The organism is Mycolicibacterium vinylchloridicum (assembly GCF_013404075.1).
Lineage (GTDB): Bacteria > Actinomycetota > Actinomycetes > Mycobacteriales > Mycobacteriaceae > Mycobacterium > Mycobacterium vinylchloridicum.
The window spans coordinates 100,533-113,809 of record NZ_JACBJQ010000015.1; the positions used below are offsets into that span (position 1 = coordinate 100,533).

Genomic DNA, 13,277 nt, shown 5'->3' on the forward strand with positions numbered 1-13,277 from the left:
GGTCTGCCCATGACCGAATACATCGGGCGTGTCGGAGCACTCGCGGTAGCCCTCGGGGTGGGGGTCGCGGGGTTCGTAGCGCCGTTCACCGCGGATAACACACCGACAAGCGCACCGCCCCGAGTGGAGGTCGCCGTCCGGCTGGCATCCGACTCGGAGCCGCTCATCATCTACCCGACCGTCTCGCACACCGATCCGCCCGCGGGAGACCGGGAGATCTCGGTCCCGGCCGCGCGAGTGGTGGGTCTGACATCCGGCGTACGCCCGATCATCGGCCCGGGTGGGTGGCTGATCGGTAACGGTGTCGAGCCCGGCCAGGACGGCGGGCTGCTGATCGGCAACGGGGCCGACGGTGCGCCCGGTCAGGACGGCGGCAACGGCGGCATGCTGTTCGGCAACGGCGGCCGAGGTGGCGATGCACTCCCCGGAAAGACCGGCGGAAATGGCGGCAACGCCGGGGTATTCGGCAACGGCGGCGCCGGCGGTACCGGGGGCGACATGGCCGTGAACTCCCCGCTGAGCACAGTGGCCGGCGCCGGCGGCAATGGCGGCCACGCCGGCCTCTTCGGAGATGGTGGCGTCGGCGGAGTGGGCGGCAAAGGTCAGAATGTCGGCACTGGCGGTGCGACAGGCGGTGTAGGGGGCGCGGGCGGCACCGGCGGTCTGGTCGCTGGAGATGGAGGTGCCGGCGGTGCAGGTGGGGCTGCGAGCAGCTTCACGGGAGCGGTCCGGGGCGGCGACGGGGGTGCGGGCGGCAGCGCGTCGGTGGCGGGTGACGGTGGTCGCGGCGGAGAAGGGGGACTGGCCGGCACCACCGATGGTGATGCGACCGGCGGCGGCGGCGGAAACGGCGGAAGCGGTGGCAGTCTCACGGGTTCCGGTGGCGACGGTGGCGGCGGCGGTGAGGCCGGAAGCCTCCATAACAGCGTCGACGGCGGCTCCGGCGGCAACGGTGGTAACACCGGGGTCTTCGGCCGGGGTGGCGACGGCGGCAACGGTGCGCGGGCGATCACCGCCTCGGGTGCGGCACAAGCAGGCCACGGCGGCAACGGGGGGTCGGCCGGCCCCGGGGGTGCCGGCGGCGCAGGTGGAAATGGTTCCGGAGCAAGCACTTTCGACGGGAATGCCAGCGGAGGCCACGGCGGCAACGGCGGTTCCGGTGGGCTGGCCGCCGGGCCTGGGGGCGACGGCGGAAACGGTAAGACCGATCTCGGCATGGCTACCGGAGGTAATGGTGGGGTCGGCGGCAATGGTGGCCTTGGTGTCAAAGGGGGTACCGGCGGTGACGGCGGGAACGGAAATACTGCGCTTGGAAACGGCTTCGGCGGCAACGGAGGTCCCGGCGGAGCAGGCACGCCTGGCGGCAACGGCGGCACCGGGGGAACCGGCAGCGCACGCAACGGCAGCAATGGGCCAAACGGCCCGAATCGGTAGATCAGGAGATTGGGACAATGAATATTGCACAACAACAAGATAATTCGACCGATCGGGCGCTGAAGGCCAAACATCGGGCGCTGTGGGCGTCCGGTGACTACCCGGCCGTCGCCGCCGAGCTGATCCCGGCCCTGGGGCCCGAGCTCGTTGCGGCCGCCGGCATCCGGCCCGGCCAGCTGGTGCTCGATGTGGCCGCGGGTTCCGGCAATGCCGCGATCCCCGCCGCGGCGGCGGGTGCGACCGTCACGGCGAGCGACCTCACCCCGGAACTCTTCGATGCCGGGCGGCGAATCGCCGCCGAGCGCGGTGTCGAGCTGGAGTGGGTGGAGGCCGATGCGGAAGAACTTCCCTTTGCCGACAATGGTTTCGATGTGGTGATGTCCTGCCTTGGCGCGATGTTCGCACCGCACCACCTTGCGGCCGCCGGCGAACTGGTGCGTGTGTGCCGGCCGGGTGGAACGATCGCGATGATCAACTGGACGCCGCAGGGGTTCATCGGCCAGCTGTTCGCGACGATGAAGCCGTACGCGGCGCCGCTGCCCCCGGGAGCCCAGCCAGCGCCACTGTGGGGTGACGAGGATCATGTGCGAGAGTTGTTCGGCGACAACGTCGTCGACCTCACGTTCCGGCGGCAGACGATCCGCATCGAACAGAGTCCGAGCCCCGTCGAGTTCCGGGAATATTGGAAGCGCAACTACGGCCCGACCATCGCTGTGTACGCGTTCAACCAGGGTCACCCAGATCAGGTGGCGGCACTGGACCGGGATTTCCTGGCCTTCCTGGAAACGTGGAACCAGTCCACCGAGCCGGAGCGCACCAGCTACGACGCGGAGTACCTGCTCGTCACGGCGGCCAAGCCCGCTTAGCCGAGGCCTGGCCCCTGATCGGTGTGTGAGCGGCGCAGGGCCCATGCCGCGCGGAGCAGCCGGGGTCTGGACGCACGAGAAGTAGCACTGGTCATCGCGGGGTGCGATCATGCCCGGTGTGGCCACCGAGAAGTTGCAGACCATCGCTCACCCCGCAGTAGGCGCTCGTCCACACCGTGGTGACGCCGAGAGCCTCGAACCTCACGTCATCCTGCTCTTCGGGGCGACAGGCGATCTCGCCAAGCGCAAGTTGCTGCCCGGGATGGCCTATCTGGTGCAGTCGGCGCTCGCCCCCGAGATCCGGGTGGTCGGCACCTCGCTCGAGGAGCTCACCGACGACGAGTTCCGCACCATCACCAGGAATGCCGTCGAAGAATTCGGCACCCACAAACTGACCGACGAGCAGTGGGCCCACTTCGCCAGCCGGGTCACCTACGTCCCGCAGGGTGCCGGCCCGGCCGCGCTGGCCGCCGCAGTGGCCGACGCCGAAGCGGAACTCGGCCCGGATGTGCACAGACTGCACTACCTTTCGGTGCCGCCCAAGGCCGCCAAGGCGGTCATCACCATGCTCAAAGAGGCCGAGCTCGTCGAGCGGTCACGGGTGGTGATGGAGAAACCCTTCGGTACCGACCTCGCCAGCGCGATCGAGCTCAACGACTTCGTGCACGAGACGTTCCGCGAGCGACAGATCTTTCGCATCGACCATTTCCTCGGCAAGGAGGCCGCCCAGAACATTCTGGCGTTCCGGTTCGCCAACGGGTTGTTCGAGCCGATCTGGAATCGTAACTTCATCGATCACATTCAGATCGACATCCCGGAGACCCTCGGGCTTGACCAGCGCGCGAATTTCTATGAGAGCACGGGCGCATACAAGGACATGGTCGTCACCCACCTGCTGCAGGTGATGGCGTTCGTGGTGATGGAGCCGCCGACCGCGCTGGAGCCGCGCGCGATCAGCGAGGAGAAGAACAAGGTCTTTCGGTCCATGCTGCCGATCCAATGCGACGACGTGGTCCGCGGCCAGTACGCGGGCTATCGCCAAGAGGACGGCGTCGCAAGGGATTCCGACACCGAGACGTTCATCGCCCTCAAGGTCGGCATTGACAACTGGCGCTGGGCCGGGGTACCGATCTACCTGCGGACCGGTAAGAAGATGGCCGAGGGTCAGCGGATCATTTCGATCGCGTTCAAGGAGGCGCCACGCACCATGTTCCCCGCCGGTTCCGGGGTCGGCTCGCAGGGACCCGATCACCTCACCTTCGACCTGGCCGACAGTTCCAAGGTGTCGCTGTCGTTCTACGGCAAGCGTCCCGGGCCCGGCATGAAGCTCGACAAGCTCTCCATGCAGTTCTCCACCCAGGAGACCGACTCGGTCGGCGACGTGCTGGAGGCTTACGAACGGTTGATCCTCGACGCGATGCGAGGCGACCACACCCTGTTCACCACAGCCGAGGGCATCGAGTCACTCTGGGATCGCTCGGCGCACCTTCTGGAGGACCCGCCGCCGGTCAAGAGCTACCCGGTCGGCACGTGGGGTCCCAATGCGATCCATCAGCTCATCGCCCCGAATGCGTGGCGGCTTCCGTTCGAGCGGGCGTGGCGGGAAAAGAAGCCCGAGAGCTGATCAACCCACCTGGTCGTCGCGGTGGGCGGCGGTAATCAGATCGTCGCGGGCTCGTGCCACCCGCGAGCGAATCGTGCCGACCGGGCACCCGCACACCTCGGCGGCCTCGGCATAGGACAGCCCCAGCACCTGGGTGAGCATCAGAGCATCGCGGCGGTCGGAGTCCAGGCCGTCGAGCAGCATCCTGATCTCGATGATGTCTTCGAAGCGGGCCGCGCTGGGCCGGGTGTCGAGCAGCTGATCCAGATCGATCGCCGACGCGGTGCGCGGCCGGGCCTGGTTGCGCCGGATCTGGTCGACGACAACCCGGCGGGCGATCGACATCAGCCAGGTGCGCGCCGAGGACCGGCCGGAGAACCGGGGCAGTGCGCCCAGGGCACGTAGGAACGTCTCCTGGGTCAGGTCGTCGGCATAGCCGGGGTCACCCAGAAAGGCGACCGTGCGCCAGACGTCGCGCTGAGTGGCTTTGATGAACGCCTCGAGCGCGGCCGAATCGCCCCGCCCAGCGGCCAGGGCGAGCACGGTCACCTGGTCGTCGTCGCGTTCACCCACGGTCAATGAGATTAGGGGATCACCACGGGCGGTACATCTGGGGGCTGGCGACGAGGCGTATTTTGGGTGGTCGGGAACCCGACGGCCGCCAGGGCCGACTCTTCACTCGGGCACCACCAAAGCCAAGGAGGGCGATGACGACGGCATCCGTCGTGGGCGGTCCAGCCGCCGGCGTCGCGCACCGCATCGAACTCGACGTCTCGGGGATGTCCTGCGCGGCGTGCGCGGCCCGGATCGAGACCAAGCTCAACAAGCTCGACGGAGTCCGTGCCTCGGTGAACTACGCCACTCGCGTGGCCAGCGTCGACGCCCCGGATTCGATGCCCGCCGAGGACCTGTGCGCGGTGATCCGCAAGGCCGGCTACGACGCCGCCCCGCGGTCGGCTTCGGCCACCGACGCCGTCGACCCCGATGACCGGCTGGCCCGCAATCTGCTGCTCCGGCTGGCCGTCGCCGCGGTGCTCTTCGTCCCGCTGGCCGATCTGTCGGTGATGTTCGCCGTCGTCCCCAGCACCCGCTTCACCGGCTGGGAGTGGGTGCTGACCGCGTTGGCCGCACCGATCGTCACGTGGGCGGCGTCGCCGTTCCACCGGGTGGCCCTGCGCAACGCGCGCCACGGCACCGCCTCGATGGAGACGCTGATCTCGGTCGGTGTCACAGCGGCCACCCTGTGGTCGCTGTACACGATCTTCTTCGGCCACCGCGACCACCAGGTCGACGGCATCTGGCAAGCCCTGATGGGCAGCGACGCCATCTATCTCGAGGTCGCCGCGGGTGTGACGGTGTTCATCCTGGCCGGCCGGTATTTCGAGGCGAAGGCCAAGTCACGCGCGGGCAGCGCGCTGCGCGCGCTGGCCGCCCTGAGCGCCAAGAACGTGTCAGTGCTACTGGCCGACGGCACCGAGATGGTGCTGCCGGCCGACGAACTGAAGGAGCAGCAGCGCTTCGTCGTGCGGCCCGGCGAAACCATCGCCGCCGACGGCCTGGTCGTCGAGGGCAACGCGGCCATCGACATGAGCGCGATGACCGGCGAAGCCAAACCGGCGCGCGCGCAAACCGGGGGACCGGTGATCGGCGGAACCGTGGTGCTCGACGGCCGGCTCATCGTCGAGGCCGCCGCCGTGGGTGCTGACACCCAGTTCGCCGGAATGGTGCGGCTCGTCGAAGAGGCGCAGGCGCAGAAGGCCGACGCGCAACGGCTGGCCGACCGCATCGCCGGGGTCTTCGTGCCCGCCGTCTTCGTGATCGCCGCGCTCACCGCGACCGGGTGGTTGCTGGCCGGGGCCGACGCGGACCACGCGTTCGCCGCGGCGCTGGCCGTGCTGGTGATCGCCTGCCCGTGTGCGCTGGGGCTGGCCACGCCGACGGCGATGATGGTGGCCTCCGGGCGCGGCGCGCAGCTGGGCATCTTCCTGAAGGGCTACCGGGCGCTGGAAGCGATCCGTGCAGTGGACACCGTGGTGTTCGACAAGACCGGCACGTTGACGACGGGGCACCTGGCGGTCACCGAAGTGACGGTCGCCGACGGCTGGCAACGTTCCGAAGTCCTCGCAGTGGCTGCAGCGGTCGAGGTGGCGTCCGAACATGCCGTCGCTGTCGCGATCGCGACCGCCACCGAGGAGCGCCGCCCGGTCGAGGACTTTCGTGCCCACGCCGGGCGTGGCGTGACGGGTACGGTGTCCGGTCGCCGGGTCGTGATCGGACGGCCCGGCTGGGCCGCCGGGCAGGCCGAGGTCCCCGAACTGATGATCGCGGCCCGCCGTATCGGTGAATCCCGAGGCGAGACAGTTGTTTTCGTCACCGTCGATGATCAGGTGTGCGGCGCGATCGCGGTGGCCGACGCCGTCAAGGACTCAGCGGCCGATGCCGTGGCGGCGTTGCATCGGCGCGGTTTGCGCACCGTGTTGCTCACCGGGGACAACGCCGCGGCCGCGGGTGCGGTGGCCGCGCAGGTGGGCATCGACGAGGTCATCGCCGAGGTGCTGCCCGATGGCAAGGTCGACGTCATCGAGCAGTTGCGCGAGCACGGCCGGGTGGTCGCCATGGTCGGCGACGGCATCAACGACGGCCCCGCGCTGGCGTCGGCCGATCTGGGCCTGGCGATCGGCCGCGGCACCGACGTGGCGATCGGCGCCGCCGACATCATCCTGGTGCGTGACGATCTCGACATCGTCCCGCAGGCACTCGACCTGGCCAAGGCGACGATGCGGACGATCAGAACCAACTTGTTCTGGGCGTTCGGCTACAACGTGGCCGCCATCCCGATCGCCGCGGCCGGCCTGCTCAACCCGCTCATCGCCGGTGCGGCGATGGCGTTCTCATCCTTCTTCGTCGTCTCGAACAGCTTGCGGCTGCGCAACTTCGACGCCCGCACGCGTTGATCACCGAAAGGTACATCGGATGTCACAGCAGACGTTCATGGTCACCGGCCTGCACTGCCAGAGCTGCGTGCGGGTGGTGAGTGGCGCCCTGACGGAGCTGCCCGGTGTCAGCGCCGTCGAGGTCGACCTCGATGCCGAGGGCGCGTCGACCGTGCGGGTCGAAACCGCCGCCGACCTCGGCGTCGAGCAGGTCCGGGCAGCACTCGCCGACGAGGGTGACTACACCGTCGTCGGCTGATATGCCGAGCAGGCCGCGCACAACGCGACTCTCGTCGGTCCGCGCCATCGCTGGGTGGTGCGCGGGTGAGAAGCTATGCAGACCGTATGAATCGATCGCCAGCGCTATCGGGTTGCATGTCGTGGCACGACGATAGAGAACGCAACCCGTTGGTCATGGTTGGCAAGGATTGAGTTCTCGGAGGCTGTGGCCCGATATGCGTGTAACGGTTCGTAGCACGTCGCTCGCGGTCGCCGCGCTGGCAATGGTTCTGTCCCTGGCGATGATGTCGACGACGGCGGCCGTCAAGCTGCTTCTCACCGGCGCAACGGTTCTCGCGATGGGTGGCACGGGGCACTCGCTGTCGCCGTCGGAAGATACGGACGAGTTCGTCGAGAACTACCTGTCCGCGGCGGTCGGCAATTACGTCGATCCCGCCTCGACTTTGAGCACCGGCATCCCGGAGGGGCCGTACAACACCGTCGCCGTCGTCACGCCTGCAGAGTTCGCGCCCGACACCGGCACGCTGACCTTCGATCAATCGGTGGCCCTGGGCCGGCAGAACCTGGATAACTGCATCAAGGGCACGTCCTGCAACTACAACACCGAGGTGGGTTCGGTGGCGCCGTCGGTCGGTGACACGTTCGTGGTCTACGGCTTCTCGCAGAGTGCCACGGTCGCGACCCTCGAAAAACGTTTGCTAGCAGCAGAATATGCCGATGGCGAGGGTCCCCAAGTATCATTCGTGCTGGTCGCCAACGGTAACCGTCCGAATGGCGGGTTCTTGTCCCGTGGGCCTACCGGGATCACAATTCCGTGGTTTCTGACGTTCGGCGGGGCGACGTTCAGCGGGCCGACCCCGACTGACACCCAGTACGCCACGGTGGACATCGCCGCTCAGTACGACGGCTGGTCGGATTTCCCCGTGAATCCGCTCAACCTGCTGGCCGTTCTCAACGCGATGATGGGCATCACCTATCTGCACCTGGCGGGTGTCTATGACGACACCAGCCTGACCGATTCGGGTGTCATCGATCAGGGCCAGTACGGCGACACTCATTACTATCTGATCTCCACCGACATACTTCCGCTGTTGATGCCGCTGGACAACTTGGGAACGCTGGGTCATGCGTTGGCGGACATGCTCGACCCAGCGTTGCGCGTCATCATCGAGTCGGCCTATGACCGCAGCACCAGTCCCGGTGAGCCGACGTCGTGGAACATCTTCTACTTCGAGAATCCGATCAAACTCGCCAAAGATTTCCTCGAGGCAATCCCGGTCGGGCTGGACAACGGCATGGAAGATCTCTTCGGGGTACGTCCGTTCAGGACGACGCGGCCCGGACCCTATGGCGTTGGCGGTGCCGACGTCGAGTACACCACCTCGGAAACGACCGACGATGCGACGGCCAGCTCGACGACGAGCAGCTCGACGTCGACGTCCAGTACCCAATCGTCATCGGCCGATTCCAGCGACTCCAGCGATTCAGCGGCCGCGGCGAGCACCAGCCGCGGCATTGGTCATGCCAATCGGCGCACCTCATCGACGTCTTCTGCGACTTCCAAGTCGGCGACATCGAATTCGACAAGCTCGAGTTCGACGGCCACTCACAGCGGTGTGGGCTCGTCTAAGCGTGCGAAAGCAGGCTAGCCGCAACCTCTTTCGTGAGGTCGGTTCCCAGTGGAAACGCGACGTCAGGGACTGAGCACGCCCGCCTGCGACGTCACCGAAGGCACCGCCGCGCCGCTGAGCGAATTCAGCGTGCCCGAAGCCTGGTTGGCGGTGCTCAACATTTGCATGAGCGGCGCGAAGTTTCCGTTGGCGAGTTGTGTCATCACTGAGGGGCATTGGGACTGGATGGCTTGCTCTGCCACGAATCCGGTGACTTGGGAAGCGAGCCCGCCATAGCCGCTCGCTTCCGTGGCGTTGGAGACCACGCCACTGCCCGACTTGGCGAAGAAGGGGCAGATCTGCTGTCCTATTTGCTCGATCAACTGAGTGATTGGACCACCGTTTCCGATGCCGACGGCGTTCAGGACTCCATTGAGTTCCGTTGTGTCGGCGTTGGCGGGCGCCGGCCACGCGGTGGCGGCGACCAATATCCCCGAGGTGACGGCACATAATCCGATGCCGAGTTTGTGAACGGTCATGAGGTTCCCCACTATGGGTTCGTTTGGCGTCGTCGGCGACAGCCAGAATGTCACTTCGGTACGTTCCGGCACTTGCGTCACGCTAAGAGCACAAAGTCGTCAAGGTTCGATGCCTATGCGTTTCCCATGTGTCGCCTGTGCGGCCGAGATGCGACACTGCCCCGCCGCGATCGAGCACTCAGCGACGCCGGTGCAGAAGTGCGCGCTCGATGTATCAGCGCCGGTTCTTGGCCAGCTCAGCCAACATGGCGTTGTAGGCGTCGAGGTCGTCGTCATAGTTCGCGTCGGAGTGCCGGTCGCTGCGCACAGCAGCGCGGCGATCCTGGCGTGACCACTGCACCACCAGCGCCACCACGACCACGATGATCGGCAGTTCGCTCGACCCCCAGGCGATCGCGCCGCCGAGATGCTGATCGTCGTTGAGGCTGGCCAGCCACGGCAGGTGCAGGCTGCGATAGAAGGTGCCCCCGAGCACTGACGTCATCGTCATCGTCGCGATGCCAAAGAATGCGTGAAACGGCATCACGGCGAACAACATTCCGAGCCGGCCGATGAACGGCAACCGCTTCGGTCCGGGGTCGATGCCGATGATGCCCCAGAAGAACAGGTAGCCGGTGATCATGAAGTGCAGGGACATGAACTCATGGCCCCAGTGGTACCGCACCAGCGTGTCGAACAACGGGGTGAAATACACCGCGTACAGCGAGCCGACGAAGAGCACGAAAGCCGTTGCGGGATGGGACAGGAACCGCGAGACCCGCGAATGCACCAGCCACAGCAGCCATTCCCGCGGTCCCGGCGGGTTCCCGGCGCCCGCGGTGGGCAGTGCCCGCAGTGCCAGGGTGATCGGTGCACCCAGCACGAGGAAGACCGGGATGAACATGTTCAGCGTCATGTGCTCACCCATGTGCACACTGAACATCGCCGACCCGTAGGCGCGCACACCGGACCCGGTGGTGAACAGCAATGCCGCACAACCGAACAGCCAGGCGACCAGCCGTCCCGGCGGCCAGCCGTCGCCGCGCTTACGCAGCCGCAACACCCCGATCACGTAGGCGAGCGCCATCACCACCGCCGCAACCCCGAGCAGTACGTCGAAGCGCCAGACAGTGAGCAGCCGCAGCGCATTCGGGGGATCGGGGAGCTGATAGCCGAGAAACACGTCCCACGCGGTGAATTGGTGGGCGAGAAGTCGTGGGGCGGTCTGTACGGCCATGGCCGAGATCGCCGCCACCGCCAGGATCGCGGCCAGTGCGGCCACCGTCGCGCGTTTCATGAGCACGCTGACCACGAGTGCCGCGCCGGCCAGCATCCCAAAGCGCCCGTAGTCCGAACCGGTCAGCCCGCCCGGGGTGGCCAGCAGGAGTAGCAGCAGCGTGCCATACCCCAGGGCCACCGCACCGGCGACGACCTCGACCAGCCGAACCCTGCGGCGCAGTCCGGCATTCGGAGGGGCGATGGCCGCGCTGACCTTCAGGCCCACCAGAACTGCCAGCGCGAGCGCAAACACGATGACGGCACTGGTCCCGTAGTCGTGGTCGGGGCCCTGGCCGGCGTTCCCGGTCACCGGCAGTGCGATGACCCCGATCAGCGTCGGGATCACCAGCACCGCGTGCGACACCCATCGCACACTGAGCCGCAATGTGACACTGACGATGGCAGCCATGATCGCGGCGGCGATCCACCCGCGAGCCATTTCGGATGCCCCGAGCGCACTTCCGATGCCCCCGCCTCCGATGAGCCGGGAGACCGGAACCCCGGCGGCATTGGCGGACTGGATCACCACCATTGCGAGCGCGCTCGCCAGCCAGAGCGGGGCGAGGCGTTCGGCCAGCAGGTGCACTCGGAACGACGCGGCATCGAGCAGCCCGCGCTCGTCGGGATCGGCGGTGACGACGATGAAGACCAAGGCGCCCAGACAGATCGCCGCGGCCAGGGTGGCCGTGAAGTAGCCGACCACCTCGGCGACGCTGGTTGCCGCGCCCGGGTACGAGTCGCCGTCGGCGGTGAACCGGCGGTCGCCGGAGGCCACGGCATAGGCGACCAGGGCCGCGGCCACGACGAGGTAGCCGCCGAGGATCCACCGACCCGCCGGCCGGGCGCCTGCCTGGGTCGACTCCATCAGCGAGAGTCTACGACTGATTGTCGTAGTCAAGTCGCTGTGGTGGGAACTTTCTGGTGCGATGGATCGACCATTGCTCGGGCGCGAACGATGAGGAGGCACAATCCGGTGATTCAGGATCTGGCGTTGCGCTGGTTCGTCACCATCCTGTTCGTTCTGGCGGCCGGCGAATGCCTGTATGCCCTCGCTGCCGGTAAGCGGCGACCGGCGGCCGTCATCGGGCAGTTGCTGCACGTCGTGATGGCGGTGGCAATGGCGGTGATGGCCTGGCCGTGGGGTGCCGCGCTGCCCACCGTCGCGCCGATGGTGTTCTTCCTGCTCGCGACCGGATGGTTCGTCGGTGTGACGGCGAGCCCGCTTGGCGCCGGCCACCGGATCGCGGGCTCCTACCACGCGCTGATGATGCTGGCGATGGCCTGGATGTATGCGGTGATGAACGGACGTCTGCTGCCGGGCCAAGCCTCGTACGCCGCCGACGTTGCGCCCGCCGCGGACGGCGCGTCGGGGCATGCCGGGCATGCGGGGATGAACATGCCGGGCATGGACATGTCCGGGACGGACCCGGCGGTCAGCGACCACGGCGTCGGATACCCCGCCTACATCGCGACGCTGAACTGGGCGTGCACGCTGCTCTTTGCCGTCGCCACGGTGTACTGGCTCTACCGGTACCTTGCCGTGCGGATGAGCGGCGCATCCACCGAGGCCGGAGCGCCGCTCGGCATCCTGTGTCAGTCGATGATGGCGGCCGGCATGGCGATCATGTTCGGCGTGATGCTTTAGGACGAGACGAGCTGTGGCCCGATCCGCGAGGAATCGGGCCACAGGTCGTGTTGCATCGGTCTAGCAGGAACCCTGTGCGCGCAGCGCTGTCTTCGCCGTCGTTGCGGTGCATGCCCGTATGGATGGCGATGACGCGCTCCGGTGGGGATCGGGTGCGGTCTGGTGACCGCTGAGTTGGCGGATCACCGTTGCGGAGAGGTCGGCCTCGTCGGGTAGTGCCACGCCCCTGGCTTGCAGGGAGTCATAGGTCGTTTTGATCAGGCCGCCGTTGAACAGGCCCGTCACCGTGCCGTTCGACCCGTGGGTCGGATGTTCGTAGTTCGCCGTTCCAAAGGCGTTGTGGTAGTTGATCCCAAGCGGTGAATCGTCCAAGGCCTTGTTGAAAGCCGTGCTCTGGTTGAACACTCGGTCGCCGAGTGCCTGGACGGCGCGCACGCCCGGTGCCGGATTGCCCGGAGTCTCTTCACTTCCGAAGCCGGGGCGGCCGACCGCGTCGCCTGACGGTGTGCTGTAACCATGGGCGTGCGCGATACCCGTTCCGGGGGTCGCCACCATCAGGACTGCGGCGAGAGTGGCCGCGCCCAGCGTGGTACTTGCGAGAGTGCGGCGCCGGGGATTGTCGTGTTGCGTGATCATCGGGATTTGCCTTTCGTTGGATGGTTGTGTTTCAGCGGCCCTGGCCGTCGCAGGCCACTGCGGCGGGCACGCCGGTGTCGGTGCACACGGCTTTCGACCCGTTGCCTCCGCCGCCGGTCGCGCTGCCAGCACCGGCGCCGCCGTTGGTCTTGGCGCTCCCGCTCTTGGCTCCTCCGCTGGTGCTGCCGCCGTTGCCGGAATCCGAGCCACCGTGGTCGTGGCCGGGATGTGCGGTCGCGTTCCCCGACAGGGCGGCACTGAGTGTGAGCGCCCCGGCAGCCAAGAACGCGCCGAGCAGTCGCGGCACCCGCTTGTGTTTTCTGACCTTCATTCGTCTCTCCCGTGTTCGGAGGCCTGATCTACTACAGGACGTAGTAATCGAGGGCACATTGATGCCCTCGAGGGCCGACTGACTCTGCTTCCCGTCAGTTGCGCGCGGGCCCTGGAACCCCCGCTGCGACGAGCAAGTCGTCACAGCGGACATTCAGGAAACGCACAGACAATTGGTCGTGAG

General features: G+C 67.2%; 12 protein-coding genes. 7 read left to right on the top strand and 5 right to left on the bottom strand.

The window, feature by feature from the left end; translation table 11 throughout:
* The first annotated feature begins 9 nt into the window (after positions 1-9).
* The 3 genes from HPC46_RS35515 (at position 10) to zwf (ending at position 3,924) form a co-directional block, all read left to right on the top strand.
* The gene (locus tag HPC46_RS35515) at positions 10-1,434 is read left to right on the top strand and encodes a PGRS repeat-containing protein (RefSeq protein ID WP_179471103.1); all 1,425 of its coding nucleotides are present in this window, start codon (positions 10-12) and stop codon (positions 1,432-1,434) included.
* 17 nt (positions 1,435-1,451) lie between these two features.
* A complete protein-coding gene (locus HPC46_RS14925; protein WP_179471105.1) occupies positions 1,452-2,300 on the top strand; it encodes a class I SAM-dependent methyltransferase in 849 nt (282 codons plus the stop codon).
* A 118-nt stretch (positions 2,301-2,418) separates the two neighbouring features.
* On the top strand, positions 2,419-3,924 hold the full coding sequence (gene zwf / locus HPC46_RS14930; protein ID WP_179471188.1) for a glucose-6-phosphate dehydrogenase: 1,506 nt from the start codon (positions 2,419-2,421) through the stop codon (positions 3,922-3,924).
* Here the strand turns inward: zwf and sigC are convergent, their stop codons facing one another.
* A complete protein-coding gene (gene sigC / locus HPC46_RS14935; protein WP_179471107.1) occupies positions 3,925-4,476 on the bottom strand; it encodes an RNA polymerase sigma factor SigC in 552 nt (183 codons plus the stop codon).
* 134 nt (positions 4,477-4,610) lie between these two features.
* Between sigC and HPC46_RS14940 the strand changes: the two genes are divergently transcribed.
* The 3 genes from HPC46_RS14940 to HPC46_RS14950 all read left to right on the top strand — a co-directional run bounded on the left by HPC46_RS14940 (position 4,611) and on the right by HPC46_RS14950 (position 8,725).
* Positions 4,611-6,857, top strand: coding sequence for a heavy metal translocating P-type ATPase (locus tag HPC46_RS14940; RefSeq protein ID WP_179471109.1), 2,247 nt, complete (start codon positions 4,611-4,613; stop codon positions 6,855-6,857).
* A gap of 19 nt (positions 6,858-6,876) precedes the next feature.
* Positions 6,877-7,095, top strand: coding sequence for a heavy-metal-associated domain-containing protein (locus HPC46_RS14945; protein WP_179471111.1), 219 nt, complete (start codon positions 6,877-6,879; stop codon positions 7,093-7,095).
* Between the two features lie 196 nt (positions 7,096-7,291).
* Positions 7,292-8,725 (top strand): PE-PPE domain-containing protein, encoded by a 1,434-nt coding sequence (locus tag HPC46_RS14950; RefSeq protein WP_179471113.1) that lies wholly within the window; start codon positions 7,292-7,294, stop codon positions 8,723-8,725.
* A 44-nt stretch (positions 8,726-8,769) separates the two neighbouring features.
* On the opposite strand, the gene HPC46_RS14955 is transcribed toward HPC46_RS14950, so the two are convergent.
* Together HPC46_RS14955 and HPC46_RS14960 are read right to left on the bottom strand one after the other, a co-directional pair.
* Positions 8,770-9,297: a DUF732 domain-containing protein gene (locus tag HPC46_RS14955; protein ID WP_179471115.1), complete on the bottom strand. Its 528-nt coding sequence runs from the start codon at positions 9,295-9,297 to the stop codon at positions 8,770-8,772.
* Between the two features lie 142 nt (positions 9,298-9,439).
* A complete protein-coding gene (locus HPC46_RS14960; RefSeq protein WP_179471117.1) occupies positions 9,440-11,347 on the bottom strand; it encodes a cytochrome c oxidase assembly protein in 1,908 nt (635 codons plus the stop codon).
* A 108-nt stretch (positions 11,348-11,455) separates the two neighbouring features.
* On the opposite strand from HPC46_RS14960, the gene HPC46_RS14965 reads away from it, so the two are divergent.
* The gene (locus tag HPC46_RS14965; protein WP_179471119.1) at positions 11,456-12,127 is read left to right on the top strand and encodes a DUF5134 domain-containing protein; all 672 of its coding nucleotides are present in this window, start codon (positions 11,456-11,458) and stop codon (positions 12,125-12,127) included.
* 60 nt (positions 12,128-12,187) lie between these two features.
* Here the strand turns inward: HPC46_RS14965 and HPC46_RS14970 are convergent, their stop codons facing one another.
* Together HPC46_RS14970 and HPC46_RS14975 are read right to left on the bottom strand one after the other, a co-directional pair.
* Positions 12,188-12,763, bottom strand: coding sequence for a hypothetical protein (locus HPC46_RS14970; protein WP_179471121.1), 576 nt, complete (start codon positions 12,761-12,763; stop codon positions 12,188-12,190).
* A 31-nt stretch (positions 12,764-12,794) separates the two neighbouring features.
* Positions 12,795-13,094 (bottom strand): hypothetical protein, encoded by a 300-nt coding sequence (locus tag HPC46_RS14975; RefSeq protein ID WP_179471123.1) that lies wholly within the window; start codon positions 13,092-13,094, stop codon positions 12,795-12,797.
* Positions 13,095-13,277: the final 183 nt, after the last annotated feature.